This is a genomic window from Paenibacillus sp. GQ49, from assembly GCF_059759055.1.
Genome location: NZ_JCAXEL010000002.1, coordinates 337,416 through 364,067, shown reverse-complemented (window position 1 = coordinate 364,067; position 26,652 = coordinate 337,416). Strand labels below are relative to the sequence as shown.

Genomic DNA, 26,652 nt, shown 5'->3' with positions numbered 1-26,652 from the left:
TCCATGGCTTTGATCACGCAAATGCTTCATATTAAAGTGTAGAAATTTGCGTCAAATGAGGAGATGAACAACGTTATGAGTATCGATAAATATCAAGAAACTTACATTCAGACTAATTTTGCCGACCGTATCGGTGGCTCCAACTATGGTAAAGACACGAACATTTATAAATTCGAGAAAATCAAACGTGCCAAAGCTTCGGCCAAAAAAGATTTTCCCGATGTGGAACTGATTGACCTTGGTGTAGGTGAACCGGACGAAATGGCTGATGCAGGCATTGTAGCTGCACTTGCAGAAGAAGCTTCCAGACCTGAGAACCGTGGTTATGCTGACAATGGTATTCCTGAATTCAAAGCCGCTGCTGCTTCTTATCTGAAAAATGTATTCAACGTAGAAGGTATCGATGCAGATACTGAGATCGTACACTCCATTGGTTCAAAACCGGCTTTGGCGATGATGCCTTCATGCTTCATCAATCCAGGTGATGTGACGATCATGACCGTTCCAGGTTACCCGGTTATGGGTACACATACGAAGTATCTGGGTGGAGAAGTGTTCAACATCCAATTGACAAAAGAGAACAACTTCCTGCCTGATCTGACGGCTATCCCGGAAGACATTGCAAAACGTGCGAAGTTGCTCTACCTTAACTATCCGAACAACCCAACAGGCGCAAGTGCGACGGTGGAGTTCTTCACTGAAGTTGTGGAGTGGGCTAAGAAATACAATGTTGTGGTTGTACATGATGCTCCTTATGCGGCATTGACATACGATGGCAAAAAACCGTTCAGCTTCCTGTCGGTACCTGGTGCGAAGGATGTCGGCGTAGAGCTGCACTCTCTGTCCAAGTCCTACAACATGACAGGTTGGAGAATCGGATTTGTAGCGGGTAACCCGCTTGTAGTCAAAGCATTCAGCGACGTGAAGGACAACAATGACTCCGGTCAGTTTATCGCGATTCAAAAGGCTGCTGCTTATGGATTGAATCATCCTGAGATCACGGAAAAAATTGCAGAGAAATATTCCCGTCGTCACGACATGCTCGTTGCCGCATTGAACGAACTGGGCTTCCAGGCTGAAAAACCTAAAGGTTCATTCTTCCTGTATGTAGAAGCACCAAAAGGTGTGGTTGGCGGACGTCGCTTCGAATCCGGCGAAGATTTCTCCCAATTCCTGATCCGTGAGAAACTGATCTCATCCGTACCTTGGGATGATGCCGGTAACTTTGTTCGTTTCTCCGTAACCTTTGAAGCGAAGGGTGAAGAGGAAGAGAAACGTGTTATTGCTGAAATCAAACGTCGTCTGAGCGACGTACAATTTGAATTTTAATCGCATCACCCAATAGTTAAATCATGTACTAACGAAGAGACCGGAAACGGTCTCTTTTTTATGCCCATATTAGATTTTTTTCATTTACTCCCTTTACAAAATTATACAAGCAACATATGATTAGATCTTTACGTTATTTGTTATATACAGAAGTTGTTGTTGAAGGGAGTTATTACAATTGTTATCATCACGAACAAGTACGGTGTCCTCACCGGCTACAGGAACAGGCAGTACAGTGTCAGGATTATTCAGATTGTTAAGACCCAAACAGTGGACTAAAAATCTGCTGTTATTTGCTGCGTTACTATTCTCTTTTGAGGAGATTCGGACGGAAACCATTCTTGCGACGTTGCTTGGTTTTATTCTATTTAGCCTCGTTGCAGGCTGTGTGTATATTTTAAATGACTTTGTAGACCGGGACAGGGATCGACAGCATCCGGTGAAAAAGTATCGTCCCATGGCTTCTGGGCAGGTGAATCCGAGTCATGCTTTGTTGTTTGGCATTATTCTATTAATCCTTTCAGTAGGAACGGCCTTCATGATGAACCCTCTATTCGGGGTGTTATGTATTGTCTATTTCCTGTTGAATGTATCGTATTCATTTGTGCTGAAACATCTCGTTATCCTGGATATGATGACCATTGCAGCCGGGTTTGTACTTCGTGCCATTGCAGGTGGTGTACTGATCCATGTGCCATTCACACCGTGGTTTTTGATCTGTACGATGTTGTTGTCGTTGTTTTTGGCCATTGGCAAACGCAGAAATGAACTTACGTTGCTTGAGGGAAATACGGGATCACACCGTAAGGTTTTGGATAACTACTCTATTACGTTACTGGATCAGTTCAATACGATTGTGACGACAGCCACGATTATCAGTTATTCCCTGTTTACATTCACTTCAGATCGAACCATTCATCTCATGTGGACGATTCCATTGGTCATTTACGGCATGTTCCGTTATCTGTATCTGATCCACATGAAGAACCAGGGAGGCTCGCCCGATCGTGTGCTGTATGAGGACAAGCCTATATTAATTACGGTTATGTTGTATGTGATAAGTGTTGTTACAATTTTTGCAATCTTTGAATAAAGGCTGAGGGGGATCAGGGTGAAAAGCACGAAAGTCGCCATTTTTGATATTGATAAAACGATCATACGCAGTGATTCCATGTTTCAATTTGTGCATTACGGTGTTCGCCGTTACCCGTGGCAGGTATGGAGATTACCTGTCATTGCATTACATACCGTGTTATTCAAGGCAGGCTTCATGACTGTTGAACAAGTCAAACGATCCTACTTTCAAGAAATTGAGCGTATGTCTGAAAAAGATCTCGAACATTTCTTTGATACTCGCTTGCGTACGTCCATTTTTGCCGAGGCCAGTGTAGAGATGCAACATCGCAAAGAAGCAGGGTATCACGTCTTACTGGTAACTGCATCTCCGCATGCCTATATGAAATACTTTAATAATTTTCCCTGGGTGGATCATGTCATTGGAACTGAGCTTGTCCGTCATGCGAATGGTTATACATGCAGAGTTGATGGCAGCAATTGCAAAGGGGAAGAGAAGGTACGCCGAATTCAGGCTTATCTGAGTGAGAAGAATATGGTCATTGATTATGACCAGTCATGTTCCTACTCGGACTCCTTATCCGACCTTCCAGTCATGCAGCTTGTAAGTCAACGATACTTTATTAACAAGCGTGTTCCGGACATGGAGGCATTAACGTGGGGGAAATAAAATCGAATCATACCGGTAAATGGTTGATGCTCGTTTCCGCTTTTTTGACAGCAACGGGTCAATTGTTCTGGAAATGGGGACTAACCGAGTGGATATACCTGGGTGTTGGTTTTATGTGTTATGGACTTGGAGCGATCTTGATGATCAAAGCTTTTGCTCTGGAAAAACTCTCTGTTGCTTATCCTCTGATGTGTGCCAGCTACGTATTTGCCTTAATCTATGGATATTTTTTGCTTGGGGAAGAAATTACGGTGCAGAAGCTGGCAGCAGTTGTGTTGCTTGGAATCGGGGTGACATTAACCAGTGTTGATCGATAGCTGGATGGTTGCCGTATTAATTGTCATGACACTGTGTGGTGCCCTGGGCGGGGCCGGACTGAAAGCTTATGCATCCAGTCGCAATCGTCTGCATGTACTCATGGGACTTGGATTCTACGGAACGGGCGCGTTGCTGAATATTGTATTGCTGAAGTTTCTTCCATTAACCGTAGTGTTGCCTGCTAACGCATTAACATATGTGTGGACTCTCATCATTGCGCGGCTGGTATTTAAAGAGACCGTGGGCCCTTTACGCTGGATCGGTGTGGCATGTATTATGGGCGGCTTACTATTACTGGTATTTTAGAACTTAATTAATCAGGATGTGAAATGAAAGCATGAACTTTTTAGATTACTTATTTTATAATCGCAGAGCCAACTGGACAGCCTTTTACCTGTTTGCGGGATTTGCTCTGTTCTATGGTTTAATGAACGGCTCGTATGTTCTGTACATTGAAAATAATACAGAGATGCTTGGGGCGTATACCCCATTTAATACGACGCTGTTTCCAATTAATTTATTCAACTTTGATCCTTCAATGTATTATGGGGACAACAGTTCTTCCGTGATCCATCCGCTGATTTCCTTTCTCGCAGTCACCCTTGCGGCTGTAGCGAAACTGCTGGGAGGCAACTGGTTCTTTCTAATCCTGCAATCGCTGGTGAATGCGGGTTCGGTGGTGCTGGCGTATCTGTTCCTGAGTCAAAAAGAAGATAAACCGACCATCGTACCGCTGCTGTTTGCCTTACTGTTTGGTTTCAGTTCATACCTGATGTATACTGCGTTGATTCCGGACTCGTATCCGTATGTACAGTTCGTTATCCTTCTCTCTGTAGTTTACATGCAATATACTCGTGAGCGTCAGGACGTACGTTATGTACCTAACGCATTGCTTGCATCGATTAACTTTGGACTAACCTCGACCAATATCGTACCATTTGCTGCTGCCACATTCTTCAATATGCATGCATGGCGCAATAAGGCGAATTTGAAAAAATACATCGGCATCATGGCACTGGCGGTTCTGATCATCGTCGTATTAACTGGTATTCAGTATGTTGCCTTTGGAGGCCGCAGCTGGGTTAGTAACTGGCTGTTGGGCATTCAAAATGGTGGAACCAGCTATGCAACACCATTCCAGTTTGCTGTTCATTGGAAAGCATTAAACATGTTAACCATCAATCCGATGCTGACACCGAAGATGCATTTACTGGACCCGGGCATGGCAGCCTTTGTTACGGATCTATCCCGTTTCAATCCAATCTATGTGCAGATGACAGGTATCTTTATTTTACTACTGGCATTCATGGGCTTCATTAAGGGCATTCGGGAACGTGAAGTCTGGACCCTTGTGCCATACATTTTGTTTGCCTTTTTGCTTCATGTCGTCGTGGGCTTTGGTCTGGCTGTATTTCAATATGATATGTACCTGTATGCGGGGCATTATCTGTTTGCATTCTTCCTGTTGGGTGGAGGTTTCGTCATCAGCCTTCGTCCGGGATTGGGGAAAAAAGTGGTTATAGGCTTGATCATGTTATGTGTTATCGTTACGGCAAGTAACAACATCTATCGCCATGTAGAAACATTAACAACAATCAAACATTCCTATAATCAGTTGGAACAGGAACGCTCAGTGAAATAATCAAATGTATCGATTCATATAATGAAATAAGATAAGGCCATGGGATGGAAAGTCCAATGGCCTTATCTTATTTAGTATCCAGCAAATGAGTTAAGCAATAATTTTGGTCTTCTTGGCATTCTCGGCTGAACGTTTGGTGAGACTGCTGAGTGGGCGTTTCAAAGCGAGCGCAACGATGAGACTCAGCCCGATGAACATACATAACCACAGAATATCCTTGATGGCAGTAGACCACAATATGCCACCGACCGACTCACGCAGTAGACTGATTGCATACGTGAAGGGCATGAACGGATTCAATGCCTGGAAAAAGGGTGATGTCATGCTGATTGGGAACGTGCCGCCGGAGCTGGAGAACTGGAACACCATGAAGATAATGGCGATCCCTTTTCCGATATTCCCAAAAACGGACAGCAGGGTGTACGTTATGGTGACAAATACGGCACTCACCAACATGGCAAACAGGACAAACCACAGTTTATCTGCAACATAGGTACCCAGGATTAAGATATCACCCAGGGTGACACATATCGCCTGAAGTAACCCAATGGTCAGAAAAGTAGCGAGACGTCCAAGATACAACTCATATCCCCGGAACTTACCCCCAGGATTCTCAGCTTCGGCACGAAGCAGAGAAATCAACAGTGTTGAGCCAACCCACAGAGACAGCACGCCATAAAATGGTGACATGGCCGATCCATAATTCGGAATCGGGTAAAGCTGTTGTTCCTTGATTTGCACCGGACTTGCAAGAAAAGCACTTTCTTCTTCGATATCGCCGCGCAAAAGTTTGGCGAGCTCAGCAAACTGGTTATTACCTTCGACTTCCCTGAGCTTGTCCGCAGCCTTGCTGATGGCACTTTCCAATGCTGGCAGATCATCACGTACAAGCGCGGCAACACGATGTACTCCTTTTTCGACCTCCGGAAGCTGGTTCTGGACAAAATCAGATGCCTTGCCTATCTGTTTCTCGGCATTAGGCAGATCATTACGAACAAAATCAGCGGCTTCGTTCAGTTTGTTTCCCAGCTTGGGCAGATCGTTTCGAATTAATGAAGACACTGTGTTCAGAGCTTGGATAAAACCTTCACTTTTGTTCGCGAGTGTCTCTGATATCTCATGGATCTTAGATTGTATTTGGGGCAGTTCGCTCTGGATTTTTGTCAACTCAGTCTGCCCAAACATAATTCCTTCTTTGGCAGACGCAAGAATGTCCGCAATATCCGGAATACGATCTTTTGCTCCTTGTAGAGTTTCTGCTGAAGTGGAGAGGATAGACCTAAGCTTGTCCGTACCAGCTGCAAGTGCAGGCGATATTTCACTTTCATAGGTGTTTAAGATATTGCCAATCCCGCTGCTGATGTCCTTCGAGAGAGTATTTAACTGAGCGATGACGTCTGTCGGTGGAGTTGTATTACGACGCATGGCATCACTGATGATGCTAGCTAAGCGGATTTGCAACTGAAGTTTATCTGAAATGGAGTTCAGTTGTGTAATTTTATCGGCAAGTGGTTGGCTTGGAAGCAAGTTATTGATGTTGCCCAGTAGTTCTGCCATACTGTCCACGAGTTTTACCGCAATCCCTAAACGCGAAGCAATCCGGTCGATATCTTCTGCTGTAGGAAGGTTATTAAGATCCGGATGTTGCAATTGTGCAAATACGTGTCCTGCAGCGTTAGTAATCTGCTGCACCAGCAGCAGATTTTGGTGGATCGCCGGGCCAATTGTCTGAAACGCTTCTTCACTGGAATCCACGAACTGATTTAATCCCTCTGCAAGCTCAATCCCGTTGCCAGCGATTTGTGATACTTTGTCCAGATCTTGCTCTGCTGCCGTTACGATAGACAGAGCTTTGTTGGTTTTATCCAACGCCGTTTGGATGACATCTGATACCTGGCCAAAGTTTTCATCCACTTCTTGAATGCGTTCTACCGCTTTTTGTATATCCGGTATCCGCCCTTGAATAGCCAGCACTTCGGAAGCCGCATCATTGATTTGTGGCCAATACTCCTGCACCTTGAGCACATACTGTGCTGCTTCATTGATTTCAGGCAGTTTTTTCTCGATTTCAACGATCTTTTGAGCATCTTTTACAATCTCGGGCATGGCTTTTTCTACTTCCAGAACCTTTTGACCTGCGGCTTGAATAGCCGGAAGATTTTTCTCCAGTGTAAAAATGCCATTCTCCATCTTGCGCAAAGTTGGAAGCTGGGTGTTAATTTCAACCCCGGCTTCCTTCAACTTGGTTAGAACGGCCTCACTGACGGCTTCAGTGAAACTTTCATTGATTTGTGTTGTTATGGCAGATACACCGGAGCCTGTGATTTTAGGAGCAATGGCATTCACCTTCTCATTGACGGTATAGATTACTTCCGGTCGCTCCAGCTTCCCATCAACGATGCCTGTAATTTTGGATGAAAAGTCCCCCGGAATGAGCAGGCTTGCATAATACTCTCCAGTTTGCACACCCCGATTAGCCTCAGCCTGGTCCACAAAAGTCCAGCCCAGCTTTTCGTTGTGTTTGAGGCTGGATACCAGTTCGTCTCCGATATTAACATTGGTTCCTTCAACAGTCGCACCCTTGTCCTCGGTTGTCACTGCAATTTTGATCCCTTGAGTGTTGCTGTATGGGTCCCAGACGGATTTCACATTGACCCAGTCATACACCCCAGGTAGTAGAATAATAGCCACAATTAGAAATATACCTGTGGGGACCTTCAGAATATGCAACCAGTCTGTTTTGTAAACGTGCCAAATGTGACGCATGACTTCCTCCTAAATGTACATAAATGTAGGGCGTATCTTATTTCTATGTCGCATATTTGTGAATCTTATGTATATCGGCATTATTGCAGCATCTATGAATGGGTTCATGTTTATAAACTGTACCCATTTCACTCGGTACTAATTCGGAGTCTTCATATATTACTTAAATGAAACTCACCGTTTGTTCTAAAAAGAAGTGTTTTGTCTCTACTTGAGTATAGTCAAAGGTTTATTTTGGTTATATCAAATTTCTCATTTGCCTATGGATAAATATGCAGAAATGTTGTATAATTATGAATAACCAATGAGATGTATTGTGCATGGATGTTTTTCAGCCTAACTGCTGATTCTAAGAAGAACGTAGCAGAGGGTTTTCACCTGCGATGGTGAGGTGTTGACAGGGGGTTGTCTTTCTGTCATAATTCATGAAGACAAACGGACATATTGATTACAGAACCCTGTGAGGTCCTGCAATATGAACGACATGAATAGCACCTTTAAATCAGTCCCGTGAGACTGGCAAGGTAACGTGAACGATACATCGTTTTTTTGCTGCGGCAAATGAAGCGATGCATCCCCGAGAGTAAACTTTCTTCAGAGCGGTCTGAAGTTCGGAGACTCCTTGCCAATAAACACGGCAAGGAGTCTTTTTTTTCTCCTCGTCACGGGGCCATGATGCTGAAGGGAAATCCTGAGGAGGCTGAACGCATGAGCACAGAGACACATGTCATTATGGATGAGACGGCGATCCGCCGCGCATTAACACGGATTGCCCATGAGATATTGGAGAAAAACAAAGGAATCGACGATTGTGTGCTGGTCGGTATCCGTACACGCGGGGTTTACCTCGCAGAACGGATTGCCGCGAAGATTGAAGAAATCGAAGGCGCCAAAGTCCCCTGGGGAGAACTGGATGTGACTCCTTACCGCGATGACCGCTTGGACGAAAATAAAGCGAATCGCAAGGAAATGTTGATTATGACACCTGAATCACTTTCGATCCATAACAAAAAAGTGATTTTGTTCGATGATGTGCTCTATACCGGACGGACGATTCGCGCAGCGATGGATGCCCTGATGGACTGTGGAAGACCGCAGAACATTCAGCTGGCTGTACTCGCAGACCGCGGACACCGGGAACTTCCAATTCGACCTGATTTTATCGGCAAGAATGTGCCGACTTCCAAATCAGAGGAGATCGAAGTTGCACTCATGGAAACGGACGGACAGGACGAAGTCAAAATCACTCAGAACCGGGGGGAGCAAGCATAATGATTACACAGACAGCATTGAGAGACCGAAGCTTGCTTGGACTGAAGGAACTTAGTCGAGGAGAAATCGAGTCCATTCTGAACAGAGCGGCTCACTGGGAAGCGCAGAAAGAGAAACTGGCTCCTGTACTGGAATCACGCTTTGTTGCGAACATGTTCTTCGAGAACAGCACACGTACCCGCTTCTCCTTCGAAATGGCAGAGAAACGCCTGGGTGCACAAGTGCTGAACTTTACGGCAGCCGCATCCAGTGTGGAAAAAGGAGAGTCCATCTACGATACGGTACGAACACTTGAGTCGATGGGCATTGATGCAGGCGTGATCCGGTTGAAACCGGCAGGCGTTCTGCAACAACTGGCTCAGAAAGTGAATGTACCACTCGTGAACGCCGGAGATGGCAACAATGAGCATCCCACACAGGCGTTGCTGGATCTCTACACAATGAGGAAAGCATTTGGCGAACTGAAGGGCTTGCGTGTCTCCATCATTGGTGACATCCTGCATAGCCGTGTAGCTCGTTCCAACCTGTGGGCACTGCAAAAGTTTGGTGCAGATGTACGCTTCTGTGCTCCGCAAACGATGCAGGCACCGGAACTCGCAGAGCATGCTCCTTATGTCGGTCTTGAAGAAGCGCTGGATGCAGATGTAGTCATGATGCTCCGTGTTCAACTGGAACGTCATCAACATGGCTTAATTACTTCAGCTGAGGATTATCGCGAACACTACGGATTGACGGAAGAACGGGCATCACGCCTAAAACCAAGCACCATTATCATGCACCCTGCTCCAGTGAATCGCAACGTCGAGGTAGACGACGCGGTTGTGGAGAGTGAAGCATCGCGGATCTTCCCGCAGATGGCAAACGGCGTTCCAGTCCGCATGGCGGTTATGGAACGTGCGATGAAACTGTAACAGGGTCTGGCTGTGGGTCATAGGCTGACGGTACGGTAGTTCTTATAGAGCAATAAGAGAGTACACGATATAGAAAATCATTCGGCTTGCCTGGTAAGCCGGACAGAACCGAAGCGGAGGGCAATTATGCTACAGATTATAAAAAACGCGAACGTCTTGAACCAAAAAGGGGAACTTGAACGGAAAACCATCATTATAGATGAAGGTAAAATTAAAAAGATCGCTGGTCTGGAAGACCAAGCCGTACTGGATGCCGAAAAGTCAGCGCAAAGTGTGACAGACGCATCAGGCAAACTGGTCATTCCGGGATTGATCGATATGCACGTGCATCTGCGTGAACCTGGATTCGAACACAAAGAGACGATCGAGACAGGTGCCCGTTCAGCAGCACAAGGTGGTTTTACAACAATCGCTTGCATGCCGAACACGAGACCAGTTACAGATACAGCGGAAGTTGTGAAGCTGGTACTGGATAAAGCCAAAGAAGCTGATCTGGTTAAAGTGTTGCCTTATGCAGCCATTACAAAAAACGAACTGGGTCGTGAACTTACCGATTTTGCCGCATTAAAAGAAGCAGGCGCTATTGGATTCACAGATGACGGTGTAGGCGTACAAAACGCTCAAATGATGAAGGATGCCATGAGCCTCGCTGCAAGCATGGATATGCCCGTGATCGCTCACTGTGAAGATGACTCACTGGTTGTTGGTGGATATGTGACGGAAGGTGAGTTTTCGAAGCGCCACGGCATCAAAGGGATTCCAAATGAATCCGAAGCTATCCACGTTGGCCGTGATATCTTGCTCGCAGAAGCAACGGGAGTTCACTACCATGTCTGTCACGTAAGTACAGAGCAATCGGTTCGTCTGATTCGTTTGGCAAAGTCCATCGGTATTAAAGTAACTGCTGAGGTATGTCCGCACCATCTGGTGTTGTCAGATGAAGATATCCCGGGTATGGACGCCAACTGGAAAATGAACCCGCCGCTGCGCTCACCACGCGATGTGCAGGCTTGTATCGAAGGTTTGCTGGACGGCACGCTGGATATGATCGTAACTGATCACGCGCCACACAGTGAAGAAGAGAAAGCCAAAGGCATGGAGCTGGCACCGTTCGGAATCGTAGGATTCGAAACAGCCTTCCCGCTGCTGTACACGAAGTTTGTGGAAACAGGGCTGTGGAGCCTGGACTTCCTGGTGAAACGCATGACAGCTGATCCGGCACGTGTATTCCGACTGGATACAGGCAAACTGGAAGAGGGAGCACCAGCCGATATCACGATGATTGACCTGAACGAGGAAAAAGCGGTTGATCCTGCAACGTTTGCAACCAAAGGAAGAAACACCCCATTCACAGGCTGGAAGCTGAAAGGCTGGGCCACACAAACATGGGTGGATGGCAAAAGCGTATGGAGCAACACTGTACAACAATAAAACGGTAATTTAGTAAACTGATAAATTAGTAACGCTATATCTTTAACTCTTTAAATCAGTAATAGTAATTCTCAACTTTTTTAAAACAACAAATCTTTTTAACTCTAAAACCTAATCTATAATTTTTTTACTAGTAACATCTTTTCAACTAACTCGAGGCAAATCATGCCGAGAGTCTAACATACGATACAAAACACAGTTGAATAATGCTTTTGAACATGGACACCAACGTAACTGCGGAGAGGGCAGAAAGAACCCGAAGAAGCAAAGCGTTCGCCTTTATCACCGGATTACTCCATTTTAAGAATGGGATCAAAGTAATCCGGGGATAACAGCGATCAAAGGGTTTTCTGCCCACGGAGCCGCACCAAACGTAACGTCCCCCATGTTCAACTCAAAGTATTCAACGTTGATAAACACAGAGGAGTGAAATGGGATGCAGGCACAGGCAAGATTATTGTTGGAAGACGGCACACTGTTCACCGGGAAAGCATTTGGTGCTGAAGGTGAAACTACAGGTGAGGTCGTTTTTAATACGGGAATTACAGGCTATCAAGAGGTGCTTTCGGATCCTTCCTATTGCGGTCAAATCGTGACCATGACGTATCCGCTGATCGGAAACTACGGTATTACGCGTGATGACTTTGAGTCGATTCGTCCATACGTACACGGTTTCGTTGTGCGTCGTCATGAGCCAACGCCGAGCAACTGGCGTGCGGAATACAGCGTAGACAATCTGCTCAAGGAATACGGCATCGTAGGAATCAGCGAAATTGATACACGCATGTTGACTCGCCGGATTCGTCATCACGGCACAATGAAGGGAATTCTCACAACAGGATCGAAGCCTGTGGAAGAACTGCTGGAGATGATGGGAGACACCACCATTGCCGAACTGCGTAACCAGGTGCCAATGACTTCTACGGAGCATGTATACAACAGCCCGGGAACGGCTGAACGTATTGTACTCGTGGATTACGGTGCCAAAACAGGGATCTTGCGTGAACTTAGCAAACGCAACTGTGATGTTGTCGTTGTTCCGCACGATATAACAGCAGACGAGATTCGTCGCCTGAACCCGGACGGCATTCAACTGTCCAACGGCCCTGGGGACCCGAAAGACGTACCTCACGCAGTTGACATGATCAGTGAACTGCTTGGCGAATACCCGATCTTCGGTATCTGCCTGGGTCACCAGTTGTTCGCACTTGCGGCAGGAGCAGACACCGAAAAACTCAAGTTTGGACATCGCGGAGGAAACCACCCGGTGAAAGAACTGGAGAGCGGACGTTGCTTCATCACATCCCAGAACCATGGATTTACCGTAAACGAAGAGTCTGTGAAGAGTACAGACCTGGAAGTTACACATATCAACAATAACGATAAGACCATTGAAGGTCTGAAACATAAATCATTCCCGGCATTCTCGGTTCAATATCACCCTGAAGCAGCCCCGGGTCCTTACGACAACAGCTATCTGTTCGACCGCTTCATCGAGATGATTCGCGAGCACAAGATCACTAACCCGCAAAAGCCGCGTCAAGCCGTATTGGCAGCCGCAGTGAAAGGAGCACAATAACATGCCGATTAACAAAGATCTCAAAAAAATCTTGGTGATTGGTTCCGGTCCAATCGTCATCGGTCAAGCGGCCGAGTTCGACTATGCCGGTACACAAGCTTGCCAGGCACTGAAAGAAGAAGGCGTGGAAGTTGTACTTATCAACAGCAATCCGGCGACCATTATGACAGATACAAACATGGCTGACAAAGTATACATCGAGCCAATCACCCTGGATTTTGTAACCCAAATCATCCGTCAGGAGCGTCCAGATGGCTTGTTGCCAACACTGGGTGGTCAAACAGGTCTGAACATGGCTGTAGAGCTGGCTCGTGCAGGCGTGCTGGAACGTGAAAATGTGAAATTGCTCGGAACACAGCTGACATCCATCGAGAAAGCGGAAGATCGCGATCTGTTCCGTGACCTCATGCGTGAATTGGAACAACCTGTACCAGAGAGTGTAATCGTAACGACCCTTGAAGAATCACTTGAATTTGCAAATGAGATTGGTTATCCAATCATCGTGCGTCCAGCCTATACGCTGGGCGGAACAGGCGGCGGAATCTGTGCGAACGAAGAAGAGCTGCGGGAGACCGTGGTAGCGGGAATTCGCTACAGCCCGATTGGGCAATGTTTGGTCGAGAAAAGCATTGCAGGAATGAAAGAAGTCGAGTATGAAGTGATGCGGGACAAAAACGATAACTGTATCGTTGTCTGCAACATGGAAAACTTTGACCCGGTAGGTGTTCATACAGGCGACAGTATCGTTGTAGCACCAAGCCAAACACTGTCGGACCGTGAATATCAAATGCTGCGTTCAGCTTCCCTGAAAATCATCCGTGCCCTGAACATCGAGGGTGGATGTAACGTACAGTTTGCACTGGACCCACACAGCTTCCAATACTATGTTATCGAAGTAAATCCACGGGTAAGCCGTTCATCGGCTCTGGCTTCCAAAGCAACGGGTTATCCGATTGCAAAAATGGCTGCCAAAATTGCGATGGGTTATACCTTGGATGAAATCGTGAACCCGGTAACAGGCCAAACGTACGCTTGCTTTGAGCCTACACTGGATTATATCGTGAGCAAAATCCCACGCTGGCCGTTCGACAAGTTCATCTCTGCGAACCGTAAACTGGGAACTCAGATGAAAGCAACAGGCGAAGTAATGGCGATTGGCCGGACTTTCGAAGAGTCGATTCACAAAGCCGTGCGTTCCCTGGAAATTGGCGTACATCGCCTTTACCTGAAGGATGCCGAAACGCTGGACGAAGCTACCCTGAACGAACGTCTGATCAAAGCAGATGATGAGCGTATCTTCCTGATTGCTGAAGCATTCCGCAGAGGATATACGTTGCAACAACTACAGGATCTGACCAAGATTGACTGGTGGTTCCTGGACAAAATCGAAGGTCTGATCGCATTCGAAGATCGCATTCGCGAAGAATCCGAATTGTCTTCCGACATTCTGTATCAAGCGAAACGCCTTGGATTCACAGACCGTGCCATTGCTGAACTGCGTGCGCAAGGTCAACCGGGAGGCACATTAACAACTGAAGCGGAAGTTAGAACTCGTCGGGAAGCAGAGAACCTGCGCCCAGTGTACAAAATGGTAGATACATGTGCGGCTGAGTTCGAAGCCACAACGCCATATTACTACTCCACTTACGAGACAGAAAATGAAGTAATCCCTTCAGACAAGAAAAAAGTGGTGGTACTGGGTTCAGGACCAATCCGGATTGGTCAAGGGATCGAGTTCGACTACTCTACTGTACACGCAGTATGGGCATTGCAAAAAGCAGGATATGAAGCAGTCATTATCAACAATAACCCGGAGACGGTGTCTACGGACTTTAATACATCCGATCGCCTGTACTTTGAACCGCTCTTCTTCGAAGATGTCATGAACGTGATTGAACAGGAGAAACCAGTAGGGGTTATCGTACAGTTCGGTGGTCAAACGGCCATCAACCTGGCAGCACCACTGCGTAATGCAGGTGTAACCATTCTCGGAACGGATCTGGAAAGCATCGATGAGGCGGAGGACCGCAAGAAGTTCGAGCGTCTGCTCTCCCGTCTGGAGATTGCACAGCCAAAAGGTAAAACGGTCATTTCCGTTGATGATGCGGTAGAAACAGCTCAAAGTCTGGGCTACCCGGTACTGGTTCGTCCTTCCTATGTACTCGGCGGTCGTGCGATGGAGATTGTATACTCCGATGCTGAATTGCTGACATACATGGAACAGGCGGTTAAAATCAATCCGGAGCATCCGGTCCTGATCGACCGTTACATGATGGGTAAAGAAGTTGAGGTTGACGCCATCTGTGATGGTGAAACGGTATTGATTCCGGGAATCATGGAACATATCGAGCGTGCAGGGGTTCACTCTGGTGACTCCATCGCGGTATATCCTCCTCAACACCTGTCCCAGGATATGAAAGAGAAAATTGTAGAGATTACAATCAAAATTGCGAAAGAACTGAAAACGGTAGGTCTGGTCAACATCCAGTTTGTTATCCATGATGGTCAAGTGTACATTATCGAGGTGAACCCGCGTTCATCCCGTACCGTACCATTCTTGAGCAAAGTAACCAACATTCCGATGGCAAACCTGGCAACACAAGCCATTCTGGGTGTGAAACTGAAAGATCTTGGTTATGTCGATGGACTGTGGCCTGAATCGGATCATGTATCTGTTAAAGTTCCGGTCTTCTCCTTCGCGAAGCTGCGTCGTGTAGAACCAACCCTCGGACCTGAGATGAAGTCTACAGGTGAGGTTATGGGTCGTGACCCGAATTACGCTAAAGCGTTGTTCAAAGGTCTCATCGGCGCAGGAATGAAAATTCCGGCAACCGGAGCGATTGTTGTGACTGTAGCAGACAAAGACAAAGACGAAGCGGTTCCTTTGCTCGAAGGTTTCTACAGACTGGGTTACAAAATCATGGCTACCGGCGGAACAGCAGCTGCGCTTGAAGCAGCGAACATTCCGGTAACGACTGTGAACAAATTAAGTGAAGGTTCGCCGAACATTCTGGATATGATCCGTAGCGGCGAAGCAAACTTTGTCTTCAACACACTCACCAAAGGCAAAACACCGCAGCGTGATGGATTCCGTATCCGTCGTGAAGCGGTAGAAAACGGCATTGTATGTATGACTTCATTGGATACGATTCGTGCGCTGCTGATTATGCTGCAAACGATCAACTTCTCTTCGGAAGCAATGCCTGTCTTTGTAAAATAAATAACTCTCTGATGAAGGACATCAGTCAGCCTGTGGGCTGGCGGGATGTCCTTTATATCGGGCAAAAACGGAAAAAATGAGCAAGTGGAGGGGAGCGCTGGTGATGAATCAAGCGAATTTCAATGAAATGGCTGGCCGTCTGATGGTGGCACTGGATTATCCTGGAGCGGAAGAAGCTCAAGAATTGGTACAAGCTCTTGAGGGCATTCCCTGTTATCTCAAGGTGGGTATGCAGCTGTTCTACGCAGCAGGACCTGACTTTATTCGGGAGCTGAAATCCAAAGGCTACTCCGTTTTTCTGGATGTGAAAATGCATGACATTCCCAACACCGTTCGTGGCGGTGCTGAGAGTATCACACGTCTGGGTGTAGACATGTTCAATGTACATGCAGCGGGTGGAGCTCTCATGATGCGTGCTGCACGTGAAGGTGCTGAGGCAGCAATCGCTGCTGATTCTTCCCTTAGCAAGCCCGAGATCATTGCAGTCACCCAACTCACGAGTACAAGTCTGGAAACGATGAATAACGAGATTGGCATCCCGGGAAGTGTGGAAGCTGCTGTGGTCCGTTATGCAGGACTAGCCCAAGAGGCCGGACTGGATGGAGTTGTTGCTTCTCCACTGGAAGTGCCTGCAATTCGGGCAGCGTGTGGCAGTGCTTTTCACACTGTTACACCAGGAATTCGTCCAGCGGGTAGTGGTCTGGGAGATCAGACACGCGTCTTGACGCCGGGGGAAGCCATTGCCAGAGGCAGTCATTACATTGTTGTAGGCAGACCCATTACAGGCGCCCCCAATCCGCGTGAAGCGGTAGAAACCATTTTGAAGGAGATGTTGAACGCATGATCGAACTGAATGAGATTCCAAATCATATTGCTTCCCAACTGTTGAAAATCAAAGCCGTGGCGTTACGTCCGCAGCAGCCATTTACATGGACATCCGGCATCAAATCACCAATATACTGCGATAATCGCTTAACGATGTCCTATCCGGAGATTCGCAACGATATCGCTGAAGCCTTTGCAACGATCATTCGGAACCAATACCCGGATGTAGAAGTCATTGCAGGTACGGCAACCGCAGGTATCCCGCATGCTGCCTGGGTGGCTCAGAAGCTGGATCTGCCGATGGCCTACATTCGTGATAAAGCGAAAGGACACGGCAAGGAGAACCTGATCGAAGGTCTGATTACCGAAGGACAGAAAGTGGTTGTCATCGAAGATCTGATCTCTACAGGTGGCAGTTCGATCAAAGCAGCCGAAGCTGTACGTGTAGCAGGTGCAACACCGTTGGCCGTACTTGCCATTTTCAGCTACCAGCTGGATAAAGGTGTGAAAGCATTTGAAGATGCTGGAATTCCACTTCAGACGTTGTCCAATTACACGGCGCTGATGGATGTGGCTTTGGCTCAGGGAACGATTCAGGAGAGTGACTTTGAGTTGCTTAAATCCTGGCGTGAAGATCCTTCTTCATTTGGTAAATAATATCATTGACATCTCGAAAAAATGTTCAGAATTGAACGGTATCAAAATTGTAATGATTGCCGTCATAGCGGCAAAACCATCGAATATGCAAGATGCATCCCGCACTTTGGGGTGCTTTTTTTGTTTGTTCATCAAAATATTAACTTTTTCACTCTACCGTTGTAAAAAGCTTGTAACTTTTAGTTGGGATCGGTCGTTTATAATTCAGTGTAGGTTGGAACAGATTTCTAATTTTAGGTTTTTTGAAGAAATGAACGGGATTTGAAGAAAGGATGAGCGTGATTGCTGGCATGAAGAATTTATTTCTCAGAAAAAGACCTGCCAAGAGCCAGTCAGGCGACGAACATCAACAGGGGGAAACGCCGTTTGAGGCATCGACGGAGTCGGGGGAAAATACATACAACAATGAACATGATTACCCGACAAGTAAACCTCCGTTACCTGAAAGTGAAATCGCTTCAGATGAAGTGGCTGCAGCTGCTGTCATCACTGTTGATGAACCCCAGAAGAAGATCAAACCAACGAAGGATATGCTGCCTCCATATGATGGACCTGTACTGGAGGTGCGTAACGTGCATCGCAGTTTCCAGACAGGCAGTCGCATTATCCATGTGCTCAAAGGCATTGATATGGAAGTGAATCCGCAACAACTGGTCATGTTGAAGGGGCGATCGGGCTCAGGCAAAACAACACTGCTGAATATGCTCGGTGGACTGGATCAGCCTTCAAGTGGAGACATTCTGTTCTCTGGTCAGCCTCTTCAGGATTGGGGAGACCGGCAGCGGACCGCTTTGCGGCGCAAAGAGATCGGTTTTATTTTTCAGGCATATGCACTCATGCCCTTATTATCTGCTTGGGAAAATGTAGAACTGTCGCTGCGTATGGCGGATGTTCCACGAGCGGAGTGGAAGGACAGGGTTGGTCACTGTCTGGATCTGGTTGGATTATCCAAACGGGTGAAGCACCGACCTTTCGAGATGTCTGGGGGAGAGCAACAGCGGGTGGCTATAGCCAAGGCGATTGCCCATAGACCCAGATTGTTGCTTGCGGATGAACCTACAGCTGAACTGGATTCCAAGATGGGCGCTCAGGTCATGGCCGTATTCCGCAATATTATTGAAGTAGAACAAGTAACAATATGTATGACTACACACGATCCTACAATTTTGGAGGTTGCGGACCATGTTTATGAAATGGCGGACGGCAGATTTATTAAGTAAAGGGGCCGCTCCGAAGAGGGGGAAACGTGCAGCACTTATTGTACTTGGTGCGATAATGGTTGCAACGATGTCCGGCTGCTCATTGCTGCCGTCAGAAACAGAGGAAGAAGTGCTTCCGCCTATCACACCACCAACGATCTCCAAGAAACCGGAATATGAAGTCCGGACGGAAACGTTGGAGAAAAAAGTAAGTGGTAGTGGCAAGATGATGAGTCAGCGGGAAGAGAAGGTGTACTTCACGCTTGATGGCATGCATATCAAAGAGTTAAATGTTAAACCAGGGGATAAAGTGAAAAAGGGTCAACTTCTTGCTGTCCTCGATGTGGAGAGTGTAGAGAAGGAGATCCGTGGCAAGAAACTGGCTATTCGCAAATCCGAAGTTCAAATGAAGGAAACACTCCGCAAGAAGGATGAGATGGACCCGGTAGAGTTCGAAGAATCAACGATTGCGTTTGAAGAACTACGCCAGGAACTCGCTGATCTGGAGGAACAACTGGGCAAAGCCACGTTGACAGCTCCGTTTGGCGGCACCGTTATTGCTGTGCAGGTAGAGAAGGGTGCAGCCGTGAAAGCGTATGATCCGATTGCTACCATTGCGGATACATCCAATCTGGTTGTAGCCGCTACCTTTGCCAAGGAAGATCTGGAGAAGTTCTCGGCTGGTATGAAGGCAGAAGTAGATATTAATGGAGCTGGTAAAGTCGCTGGCAAAATTAAAGTTATGCCTATCGCGGAAGCATCGGGAAGCGGCAGTGGCGAAGGGACGGGTGAAGGCGGTACGCCTCCAACCAAGGAAACGCTGGATAAGTATGTTATTGTTACACTTGCAAAAATGCCAAAAGGCGTCGAACGTGGTACACCACTATCGGTCTCGATTGTAACGCAGCGTACCGAGAACGCGATTGTGATTCCTGTATCCGCTTTACGCTCCATCGGTTCAAGAACGTACGTACAAGTCGTGGAGAGTGATGGCAGCAAGCGTGAAGTGGACGTTGAAGTTGGTCAGCAGACGTCGACAGATGTTGAGATTCTGAAAGGTCTGACCGTAGGCCAGAAAGTAGTGGGACGCTAATGGGGCTGCCATTGCTTCGGCTGCTGTTCCGCAAAATGTGGAACACGCGCTGGATGACATTCAGCACACTGATCGGATTGATTGTGGCGGTAGCGTTCACCGTCAGTATTCCAATGTATGCCGATGGTGCGTTGAAACGGGTCGTCGCGCAGACGCTGCAGGATAACAGTGAAGGATTGCCAGCCGGTTCGTTGCTTATGAGCTATCAGGCACCTGGTGGCGTGAAGACAGACACTCGGGGTCTGGACGAAGTAGATCGTTATATTCGTGAGGATGTTCCGCGCGACATCGGGTTTCCTTTTCATACGTATGTGAATTCAAGATCTATTCGCAGCACAGAGGTTAGCCCGGAAGATCCAACCAAAGTGGATGCCAGCAGGGCGCGCAGTATGAGTCTGGGTACGATGAGTGGACTGGATGCACAGGTGAATTACTCTGCAGGGGTTAAACCTGGAAACCAGGTCAAAGATGACACGATCGAGGCAGTCATGTTGGAAGAGGGCATGTATCGTAACGATCTGCATATCGGTGACATTCTGGAATATCCGGTGTATAGCGGTCTTGATATCACGTTACGAGTGAAGATTACGGGTTCCTTCAAGGCAGATGATCCGAACAGCCCTTACTGGGTACAGGGATTTGACGGCATGATGAATGGACTTTATGTGGATGAATCGGTTTTTAATGATGTTTTACTGAAGGAAAAAGGCATTCCACTTCAGAATTCACGCTGGTATTATGCCTTTGATCTGAAAGAAATTCAAACCAGCCAATTGTCGGGTCTGACTTCCATGCTGGAAAGGCTGGACATCGATCTGTATCAGCGGTTGAAAGATACGAAAGTGGACATCACCTTCGGTGATCTGCTCAAGCAGTTCCGCAGTCAGAGTCTGCAACTGCAGACCATGCTGTTTACCTTGGCAGCACCGATGATTGCGATGGTCTTTTATTTTATTGCAATGAACGCCAGACAGTCATTACAGAAGCAAGAGAGTGATATTGCGGTATTACGTAGCCGTGGAGCTTCAGCTCGGCAGATCTTCTCTCTCTACTTGCTTGAAGGCATATTTCTGGGCGCTATTGCGCTGGTTATTGGGCCGTTGCTTGGTTGGTTTATGGCCAAAAGTATCGGTTCAGCAAGTGGCTTTCTCTCGTTCGTAGATCGGAAGTCTATTCCGATCGGTGTATCAAAAGAAGCTATCCTCCTGGGCGTAGCAGCGGTCCTTGTTGCGATCATCGCATCACTTATCCCTGCGATAACCTATGCACGGGCAACCATTGTATCTGCCAAACGGCGGCAAGCACGAACAGACCGCGCTCCAGTATGGCAACGCTGGTTCCTGGATGTTGTATTGCTGGGTCTGGCTGGATATGGATACTACCTGTTCTATGAACGTCAGATGTTGACTTTCCAGACCGGAATGACAACGGATCAGTTGCAGGTACAGCCGTTTCTGTTTTTTGTACCCGCACTCGCGATCTTTGCGCTTGGACTATTCTTCCTGCGCTTGTTCCCGTGGATATTAAAGCTTATTCAGTTGATCGGTCGCAAGTTTCTCCCGGTCCCGTTGTATCTGACATTAACACAGTTATCGCGTTCATCTTCTTCATATTATCCACTGATGATCCTCCTTGTACTGACACTGGGACTTGGGGTGTACAACTCGGCTGCTGCTCGGACGATTGATCTGAATTCCACTGAGCGTACCTTGTACCGTTATGGTTCTGATGTGATTATGCAGACTGTGTGGGAAGGAACACCAGAGGTTAAACCCGGTGGTTCCGGACAGAACGGCGGTACGGGTGGAGGTCAACAAGGTGGTGGCAATGGAGGAGGAGGTTCTGGTGGGGGTTCCGGCGGAGGCAACGGCGGTGGAGGTGCTCCAAGTGGTGGCGGCGGTTCTTCGCAGCCATCCAAAGTCATCTACTCCGAACCTCCATTCGAAGTGTTCCGCAGATTAGACGGGGTTGAACATGCAGCACGAGTGCTGCAGACCAAAGGCAATATTATCGTCTCTGGTAAGTCGGGCGGACAGGGGATGCTGGTCGGAATTGATAATGTGGACTTTGCTCAAGTGGCGTGGTTCCGCAACGATCTGTTCCCGGCACATCCCTACAAGTACCTTGACTTGCTTGGTAAATATGAAGGGGCTGTATTGATCTCTTCCAAATTTGCTGACAAGTTTAAACTCAAAACTGGAGATCTCGTCTCCATGGGTGTACAGGGACAGGCGATTGAATTCGTCGTGTTTGGGATCATTCCTTACTGGCCAGCCCAGTATCCGGATCAGATGCCATTCTTCGTGGCGAATCTGGATTATATCTATGATCAGGTGCCTCTGATTCCTTATGAGGTATGGCTGAAAATGGAACCGGATGCCAAAGTGGCTCCACTAATGGAGAAACTTGCAGCAGAAGGCATTGAGTTATCGTCTGTGCGTGACGTACGGACCGAATTGGTATCTCAGGGTAAACATCCGTCAAGAGGTGGCGTATTCGGGATTCTGAGCCTTGGTTTCCTGGTTTCGGTTATTATCTCGTTGATCGGATACGTGCTGTACTGGTTCTTCAACCTGTCTGGACGTGTTGTGCAGTTTGGTGTGCTACGAGCGATGGGGTTATCCCGGGCACAACTGAGCGGCATGCTGCTGCTGGAGCAGGTGTTCACAGCGGGACTGTCGATCCTGCTAGGTATTGGGATTGGTCAGGTATCCAGTCGTTTATTCCTGCCATTCCTGCAAACGACAGATAATGTATCTGCTCAGGTACCTCCATTCCGGATTGTGTTTGAACAGCAAGATATGTTGCAACTGTATGGGGTCACCGTAGTGATGCTGGTCATTGGTGCCACGATGTTGCTCTGGCAGATTCGCAGATTACGGGTTCACCAGGCAGTCAAAATGGGAGAGGAGAGGTAAACGTGATCCAATGCGAAGGACTTGTCAAAATTTTTAAATCCAGCGATGTGGAAGTCGTTGCCCTTCAGGGTCTCAACCTGACTGTCAATCAAGGTGAAATGATGGCCATCATCGGTAACAGCGGTAGCGGTAAATCCACGCTGCTGAATATTCTGGGCGGTCTTGATCGTCCTACGGCTGGTACGGCTGTTGTGGGAGACTGGGATCTGCTGAAGATGACAGATGCCCAATTGGTCGAATACAAACGTCATACGGTAGGTTTTATCTGGCAAAATAACGGTCGTAACTTGCTGCCTTATCTCACTGCACTGGAAAATGTGGAGACTCCCATGATTCTGGGAGGCAAGCGTGATCGTGCTTACGCAAAACAGTTGCTCGAATGGGTAGGCCTTAAGGATCGGATGCATAACAAATTGCATCAATTGTCAGGAGGAGAGCAACAACGGGTAGCGATTGCGATCTCATTATCCAATCGTCCCAAAATTTTGCTTGCAGATGAACCAACCGGTTCGGTCGATTCCGAGACATGTGATACAATCATGGGCATTTTCCGAAGAATGAACAAGGAACTTGGCGTTACGATTGTCATCGTTACCCATGACTTGACGCTTGCTGGCAAGGTAGACCGGATCGTTGCGATTCGGGACGGCTTGACCAGTACTGAGTTTGTGAAGCGCAACCCGAATCTGGATGATGAGCATAACTTGTCCGAGGCGGATATGCCAGACATCCATGAAGCATTTGTCATTATAGACCGTGCAGGACGGCTTCAGGTGCCAAAAGAGTATCTGGAGGCCTTATCCATTGATAATCGGGCTACATTGGAGTTTGACGGTGAACGTATTGTTATTACGCCACCAAGATAATTAATGAGGGGGAATTGGAAGATGAAGAATAGGTTGTGGGGAAAACGTGTGCTGGCTGTCATCGCTACTGCGACGCTGGCACTGCCGCTGATTGCCGGCTGTACGGCAAGTGAGGCCAAGGATACGGAACAGCGTGTATTACGTGTGGCAACGTTGTGGGGAGGACAGGATGACAGTTACTTCCGTCAGCAGTTCACTGATGCTTTTGAATTGACACATCCCAATGTAACCATCGAAATTGTGGCTGCTGTTGATCAGAGCAGCATGTATGGGTATGGCAACACGGAAGAACAGCCGGAAGTTCCGGATACGATGGAGAGTCTGAAAAAGATTATGACTGGGGATAACCCGGTTGACGTTATCGTGGCTGATACGGCCACAGTGAAATCATTAATTCAGGAGAATCTGGTGAAACAGCTGGACCCACTGATGCAGGAAGATAAGTTTGATACCAGTGATATCGTGCCTAGTGTACTGGAGGGAATTAAGGACCTTGGGGATCAGAGCATCTATGCATTGACACCAACGTTCTCCTCATCGGCTTTGTTCTATAACAAGGGTATGTTTGAAAAAGCAGGCGTGGAACCTCCAACGGACAACATGACATGGGACGATATTTTCAATCTGGGTACCCGTCTAACGAAAGGTGAAGGTAAAGATCATGTATTTGGCTTCTCCTTCACGACATATCAGGGTGGTTCGCCGTACTACTCCATGCAGCAGTACTACAGCTCGTTGCAGCTGAAGACGTTTGATGACAAAGCAGAGAAGATGACCGTAGATTCTCCTCAATGGGAGAAAGTGTGGAGCACCATCAGCAAACTTGCGATTGACAAAGTTATTCCTAAAGGCGACGAACCACAGGATCAGAATCCGAGTGGGCGTTATGATCCAGTACAGGGTGACCTATTCCTGAGTGGCAAGTCAGCCATGGTTATTGGTGATTACAGCTATATTAATCAATTAATTGATGCCAATAAAAATGCGGATAAAATGAAAGACTTTACGAAAGTGGATTGGGATGTGGTAACACCTCCAGTTCACCCGGAAGCTCCTGAAATTGGAGGCAGCATCTACCTGAGCAACCTCATGGTGATTAATAGTGCAGCTCAGAACCCGGATGATGCGTGGGAACTGATCAAGTACATGAACAGTGAGGACTGGGCTAAGATCAAAGCACGTAGCAGCTATGAGATGGTATCACGGAAGAGCTTCATTAAGCCCAAAGACGGTCTGGATTATAACATTCAAGCATTCTATGCGCTGAAGCCGATTCCGCCAACCAATACCAATCTGGATAAAATGTATCAAAAATCCCCAGGTTTATGGCAAGTCAATGAAAAAGGTATGGAATATTTCAACCAAGTACTAGAGAACAAAAAGACACCAAAAGAAGCGCTTGGTGAGTGGGCAGCTAAAGGAAACGAGATGCTGGAGAAATTGAAAAAGGATCCTAAAGCTACGTTTCAATGAGATTTGATGAAGTAGTCATATCATAAGTTAAGGATAGCCGCTGAAGATTTTAATCTTTGGCGGCTATTTTTATAAAAATGGGGTATTCTACAAAAGGCAGGAATAAATGACGACTCCGGAAAGGACGAGCGGTATGCACTGGGTATATTTCAGCAAGTTGTATGCAACCAAATTTCAGGCAGGATGTCTGGCCAAACGTATGGAGCAAGATGGGTGGATTTACGGTCATAATGAACCAGCGGAAGTGGAAGTTTATCGATCACGTAAAGGACGTTACGGTGTACGTTTTATTCCCTGACATTACCCCTTGACTTATAGGGTGACGATAGTGTATATTAATTAAGTCGCTGTTTTAATATTTCTTACTGACGCGGGGTGGAGCAGCCCGGTAGCTCGTCGGGCTCATAACCCGAAGGCCGCAGGTTCAAATCCTGCCCCCGCAATTTAGTTTCACTTGGATGATTCACAGCCATCATCTGCACGTTATACATTATGTCTAGGGCCCTTAGCTCAGTTGGTTAGAGCGGTCGGCTCATAACCGATTGGTCACAGGTTCGAGTCCTGTAGGGCCCATACTCTTAAAACCCTTGCCTAGCAAGGGTTTTTTTCTGTCTGCATGTAAGCACTGGAGTAAAAGGTATCTTGTTAATGGTATCTTTCTAATATGCCCTTTTTTTCGAATCTCAATGTATGTCCATGCCATATCTCAAATCTCGCATATACTACCTTATCCCAACCCATAGGAGGTAGATTTCATGAGTCAATTTCTTGATGCAAGAACATCTCAGAATGCGAGTTTGGCTAACTCTATTGCAATACCAATCCTGGTTATTAATACACCACAATTATTCGGTCAGATTGGTCTGCAAACAGAAGGAGCAGGGGCAAACCCACGGGTACAATTCAAAGGAACGGTAGCCGTACAACTTCCTTTGGCTCTCGTAGGTATAACGATTACGATTGTCAGAGGAACTTTGGCAACAGACCCTGTCATTTATTCCGCAACGTCTTCGTTTAGCTTGAGTGTCCTTGCACCTCAGATTATTACGTTCTCTGCGGATGACTTCAATCCACCGATCACGCCTCAATTGACGTACACTGCATTTATCAGCTCTAACTTGCTCGGTACGATCCGTGTAGGCCCTGAGAACTTTGATGGAGCCGTGTATTCCGACTAATGTTGAGCGTCCTTGCCTAAGTAAACTAGATCAATAGTCTTCTTAAATGAAAGGCCTCAAGGACCTGCCCTCAAAAGCAGGTTTTTTTTTCTGTTCAAGGGGAAAACTGAACTTCATCGAGTAAATAGGGTTCTATGATATAATGCATTACAGAGATTGAATGGTATTGGATATAAAATAGTACGTGAACATCTGAGAAACGTATGAAATTAGTGATAGAAAGCAGGTTTC

At 47.0% G+C, this 26,652-nt stretch carries 21 protein-coding genes and 2 tRNA genes; 22 read left to right on the top strand and 1 reads right to left on the bottom strand.

The genetic code is table 11. The features are described 5' to 3' along the window. Positions 1-75: 75 nt before the first annotated feature. From AC6CIF_RS06255 to AC6CIF_RS06230, 6 genes are all read left to right on the top strand, one after another. A complete protein-coding gene (locus tag AC6CIF_RS06255) occupies positions 76-1,329 on the top strand; it encodes an LL-diaminopimelate aminotransferase (RefSeq protein WP_036674844.1) in 1,254 nt (417 codons plus the stop codon). Between the two features lie 202 nt (positions 1,330-1,531). After that, entirely contained in the window at positions 1,532-2,422 is an 891-nt protein-coding gene (locus AC6CIF_RS06250; RefSeq protein WP_498198726.1) for a decaprenyl-phosphate phosphoribosyltransferase, read from the top strand. A gap of 18 nt (positions 2,423-2,440) precedes the next feature. Then, a complete protein-coding gene (locus AC6CIF_RS06245; RefSeq protein ID WP_339177952.1) occupies positions 2,441-3,073 on the top strand; it encodes an HAD family hydrolase in 633 nt (210 codons plus the stop codon). Positions 3,074-3,099: 26 nt separating this feature from the next. Continuing rightward, positions 3,100-3,390: an EamA family transporter gene (locus tag AC6CIF_RS06240; protein ID WP_498198724.1), complete on the top strand. Its 291-nt coding sequence runs from the start codon at positions 3,100-3,102 to the stop codon at positions 3,388-3,390. Then, entirely contained in the window at positions 3,377-3,697 is a 321-nt protein-coding gene (locus tag AC6CIF_RS06235) for an EamA family transporter (RefSeq protein ID WP_336886750.1), read from the top strand. The genes AC6CIF_RS06240 and AC6CIF_RS06235 overlap by 14 nt, the downstream gene beginning before the upstream one ends. Before the next feature lie 31 nt (positions 3,698-3,728). Further along, the gene (locus AC6CIF_RS06230; RefSeq protein ID WP_498198556.1) at positions 3,729-5,033 is read left to right on the top strand and encodes a DUF6080 domain-containing protein; all 1,305 of its coding nucleotides are present in this window, start codon (positions 3,729-3,731) and stop codon (positions 5,031-5,033) included. A 90-nt stretch (positions 5,034-5,123) separates the two neighbouring features. Here AC6CIF_RS06230 and AC6CIF_RS06225 read toward each other — a convergent pair whose 3' ends face one another. Further along, positions 5,124-7,799 (bottom strand): YhgE/Pip family protein, encoded by a 2,676-nt coding sequence (locus AC6CIF_RS06225; protein WP_498198554.1) that lies wholly within the window; start codon positions 7,797-7,799, stop codon positions 5,124-5,126. Positions 7,800-8,507: 708 nt separating this feature from the next. Here AC6CIF_RS06225 and pyrR point away from each other — a divergent pair. The 16 genes from pyrR (at position 8,508) to AC6CIF_RS06145 (ending at position 26,421) form a co-directional block, all read left to right on the top strand. Next, positions 8,508-9,071, top strand: a complete 564-nt coding sequence (gene pyrR, locus AC6CIF_RS06220) for a bifunctional pyr operon transcriptional regulator/uracil phosphoribosyltransferase PyrR (protein ID WP_017687330.1) — start codon at positions 8,508-8,510, stop codon at positions 9,069-9,071. Then, positions 9,071-9,982: an aspartate carbamoyltransferase catalytic subunit gene (locus AC6CIF_RS06215; protein WP_445254831.1), complete on the top strand. Its 912-nt coding sequence runs from the start codon at positions 9,071-9,073 to the stop codon at positions 9,980-9,982. The genes pyrR and AC6CIF_RS06215 overlap by 1 nt, the downstream gene beginning before the upstream one ends. Before the next feature lie 126 nt (positions 9,983-10,108). Continuing rightward, on the top strand, positions 10,109-11,413 hold the full coding sequence (pyrC, locus tag AC6CIF_RS06210; protein ID WP_289389866.1) for a dihydroorotase: 1,305 nt from the start codon (positions 10,109-10,111) through the stop codon (positions 11,411-11,413). Positions 11,414-11,849: 436 nt separating this feature from the next. Then, complete coding sequence (gene carA / locus AC6CIF_RS06205) at positions 11,850-12,992, top strand: glutamine-hydrolyzing carbamoyl-phosphate synthase small subunit (protein WP_498198551.1); 1,143 nt, start codon at positions 11,850-11,852, stop codon at positions 12,990-12,992. 1 nt (position 12,993) lies between these two features. Next, entirely contained in the window at positions 12,994-16,212 is a 3,219-nt protein-coding gene (carB, locus tag AC6CIF_RS06200; protein WP_253439279.1) for a carbamoyl-phosphate synthase large subunit, read from the top strand. Positions 16,213-16,315: 103 nt separating this feature from the next. Continuing rightward, positions 16,316-17,056, top strand: a complete 741-nt coding sequence (gene pyrF / locus AC6CIF_RS06195) for an orotidine-5'-phosphate decarboxylase (protein WP_498198550.1) — start codon at positions 16,316-16,318, stop codon at positions 17,054-17,056. Beyond that, the gene (gene pyrE, locus AC6CIF_RS06190) at positions 17,053-17,694 is read left to right on the top strand and encodes an orotate phosphoribosyltransferase (protein ID WP_498198548.1); all 642 of its coding nucleotides are present in this window, start codon (positions 17,053-17,055) and stop codon (positions 17,692-17,694) included. The genes pyrF and pyrE overlap by 4 nt, the downstream gene beginning before the upstream one ends. Before the next feature lie 272 nt (positions 17,695-17,966). Beyond that, positions 17,967-18,914, top strand: a complete 948-nt coding sequence (locus AC6CIF_RS06185; protein ID WP_498198546.1) for an ABC transporter ATP-binding protein — start codon at positions 17,967-17,969, stop codon at positions 18,912-18,914. After that, on the top strand, positions 18,877-19,986 hold the full coding sequence (locus AC6CIF_RS06180) for an efflux RND transporter periplasmic adaptor subunit (protein WP_498198544.1): 1,110 nt from the start codon (positions 18,877-18,879) through the stop codon (positions 19,984-19,986). The genes AC6CIF_RS06185 and AC6CIF_RS06180 overlap by 38 nt, the downstream gene beginning before the upstream one ends. Continuing rightward, a complete protein-coding gene (locus AC6CIF_RS06175) occupies positions 19,986-22,904 on the top strand; it encodes an ABC transporter permease (RefSeq protein WP_498198542.1) in 2,919 nt (972 codons plus the stop codon). The genes AC6CIF_RS06180 and AC6CIF_RS06175 overlap by 1 nt, the downstream gene beginning before the upstream one ends. A 2-nt stretch (positions 22,905-22,906) precedes the next feature. Continuing rightward, positions 22,907-23,770: an ABC transporter ATP-binding protein gene (locus AC6CIF_RS06170; protein ID WP_498198540.1), complete on the top strand. Its 864-nt coding sequence runs from the start codon at positions 22,907-22,909 to the stop codon at positions 23,768-23,770. 21 nt (positions 23,771-23,791) lie between these two features. Then, positions 23,792-25,243 (top strand): ABC transporter substrate-binding protein, encoded by a 1,452-nt coding sequence (locus AC6CIF_RS06165; protein WP_498198538.1) that lies wholly within the window; start codon positions 23,792-23,794, stop codon positions 25,241-25,243. 133 nt (positions 25,244-25,376) lie between these two features. Beyond that, positions 25,377-25,541 (top strand): hypothetical protein, encoded by a 165-nt coding sequence (locus AC6CIF_RS06160; RefSeq protein WP_017687342.1) that lies wholly within the window; start codon positions 25,377-25,379, stop codon positions 25,539-25,541. Between the two features lie 71 nt (positions 25,542-25,612). Next, a tRNA-Met gene (locus AC6CIF_RS06155) sits at positions 25,613-25,686 on the top strand. Between the two features lie 56 nt (positions 25,687-25,742). Further along, a tRNA-Ile gene (locus tag AC6CIF_RS06150) sits at positions 25,743-25,816 on the top strand. Between the two features lie 182 nt (positions 25,817-25,998). Continuing rightward, complete coding sequence (locus AC6CIF_RS06145; protein ID WP_498198537.1) at positions 25,999-26,421, top strand: hypothetical protein; 423 nt, start codon at positions 25,999-26,001, stop codon at positions 26,419-26,421. The last annotated feature ends 231 nt before the right edge of the window (positions 26,422-26,652 follow it).

Bases quoted from the DNA above. Each gene is read 5' to 3' on its own strand.
- AC6CIF_RS06240 (WP_498198724.1), top strand. From the start codon at position 3,100: ATGCTCGTTTCCGCTTTTTTGACAGCAACGGGTCAATTGTTCTGGAAA.
- pyrR (WP_017687330.1), top strand. From the start codon at position 8,508: ATGAGCACAGAGACACATGTCATTATGGATGAGACGGCGATCCGCCGC.
- AC6CIF_RS06230 (WP_498198556.1), top strand. From the start codon at position 3,729: ATGAACTTTTTAGATTACTTATTTTATAATCGCAGAGCCAACTGGACA.
- AC6CIF_RS06175 (WP_498198542.1), top strand. From the start codon at position 19,986: ATGGGGCTGCCATTGCTTCGGCTGCTGTTCCGCAAAATGTGGAACACG.
- AC6CIF_RS06225 (WP_498198554.1), bottom strand. From the start codon at position 7,799: ATGCGTCACATTTGGCACGTTTACAAAACAGACTGGTTGCATATTCTG.
- AC6CIF_RS06185 (WP_498198546.1), top strand. From the start codon at position 17,967: ATGAGCGTGATTGCTGGCATGAAGAATTTATTTCTCAGAAAAAGACCT.
- AC6CIF_RS06255 (WP_036674844.1), top strand. From the start codon at position 76: ATGAGTATCGATAAATATCAAGAAACTTACATTCAGACTAATTTTGCC.
- pyrC (WP_289389866.1), top strand. From the start codon at position 10,109: ATGCTACAGATTATAAAAAACGCGAACGTCTTGAACCAAAAAGGGGAA.
- carB (WP_253439279.1), top strand. From the start codon at position 12,994: ATGCCGATTAACAAAGATCTCAAAAAAATCTTGGTGATTGGTTCCGGT.
- AC6CIF_RS06180 (WP_498198544.1), top strand. From the start codon at position 18,877: ATGTTTATGAAATGGCGGACGGCAGATTTATTAAGTAAAGGGGCCGCT.
- pyrE (WP_498198548.1), top strand. From the start codon at position 17,053: ATGATCGAACTGAATGAGATTCCAAATCATATTGCTTCCCAACTGTTG.
- AC6CIF_RS06160 (WP_017687342.1), top strand. From the start codon at position 25,377: ATGCACTGGGTATATTTCAGCAAGTTGTATGCAACCAAATTTCAGGCA.
- AC6CIF_RS06165 (WP_498198538.1), top strand. From the start codon at position 23,792: ATGAAGAATAGGTTGTGGGGAAAACGTGTGCTGGCTGTCATCGCTACT.
- pyrF (WP_498198550.1), top strand. From the start codon at position 16,316: ATGAATCAAGCGAATTTCAATGAAATGGCTGGCCGTCTGATGGTGGCA.
- AC6CIF_RS06145 (WP_498198537.1), top strand. From the start codon at position 25,999: ATGAGTCAATTTCTTGATGCAAGAACATCTCAGAATGCGAGTTTGGCT.
- AC6CIF_RS06215 (WP_445254831.1), top strand. From the start codon at position 9,071: ATGATTACACAGACAGCATTGAGAGACCGAAGCTTGCTTGGACTGAAG.
- carA (WP_498198551.1), top strand. From the start codon at position 11,850: ATGCAGGCACAGGCAAGATTATTGTTGGAAGACGGCACACTGTTCACC.